This is a genomic window from Streptomyces beijiangensis (assembly GCF_017315755.1).
GTDB classification, from domain to species: Bacteria; Actinomycetota; Actinomycetes; order Streptomycetales; family Streptomycetaceae; genus Streptomyces; species Streptomyces beijiangensis.
In genome coordinates this window covers 1-810 of record NZ_JAFLRJ010000764.1, presented here as the reverse complement: position 1 = coordinate 810, position 810 = coordinate 1, and the positions used below count along the sequence as shown (strand labels likewise).

The following is an 810-nucleotide window of genomic DNA, read 5'->3' as shown; positions in this document are numbered from 1 at the left end:
TGCGCCGCCTCGTCCCGCAGGCCCTGGTCGTGGCGTTCCTGGCGGGTGGCACCACCGCCTTCGTCGCCAATGACAAGGCCGTACGGATCGACGTCGACGGCACCTCGCGCACCCTGCACACCTTCGCCGGCGACGTCGAGGAACTCCTCGCCGAAGAGGGCGTCGCCACGGGCGAGCACGACCAGGTCTCCCCGGCCCCCGGCACGACCCTGGCCAGCGGCGACGAGATCGAGATCCGCCACGGCCGCCCCGTCGCCCTGACCATCGACGGGCAGCGCCGCCAGGTCTGGACGACCGCGCGCACGGTCGACGCCGCGCTGCGCCAGTTCGGGGTGCGCGCGGACGGCGCGTATCTCTCCGCCTCGCGCTCCTCCGCGATCGCCCGGCACGGTCTGTCCCTGGACGTACGGACCGAGCGCAGTGTCACGTTCATGGCCGACGGCCGCGAGCGCACCATCCGCACGAACGCGGCGACCGTCCGCGAGGCCGTCGACGAGGCCGGGATCACCCTCCACGACCAGGACACCACCTCGGTGCCCGCGGACAGCTTCCCGCGCGACGGCCAGACGATCACCGTCATGCGGATCACCGGGACCAGGGAGGTCCGCGAGGAGCCCATCCCCTTCGCCACCGAGAAGTCCTCGGACTCCACGGTGTTCGCGGGCACCGAGGTGGTGGCCGAGCAGGGCAAGGAGGGCATGCGCAAGGTCACGTACGCCCTGCGCACCGTCAACGGCGTCAAGCAGAAGCCGAAGAAGATCGCCGAGGAGGTGGTGCGCGAGCCCGAGAAGCAGGTGGTGAAGGTCGGCA

1 protein-coding gene is annotated in these 810 nt (G+C 71.7%); it reads left to right on the top strand.

Annotated elements, in window-relative coordinates; translation table 11 throughout:
- Window positions 1-810: resuscitation-promoting factor (locus J0695_RS38930; RefSeq protein WP_206969585.1), on the top strand; the 810-nt coding region annotated here is incomplete at both ends.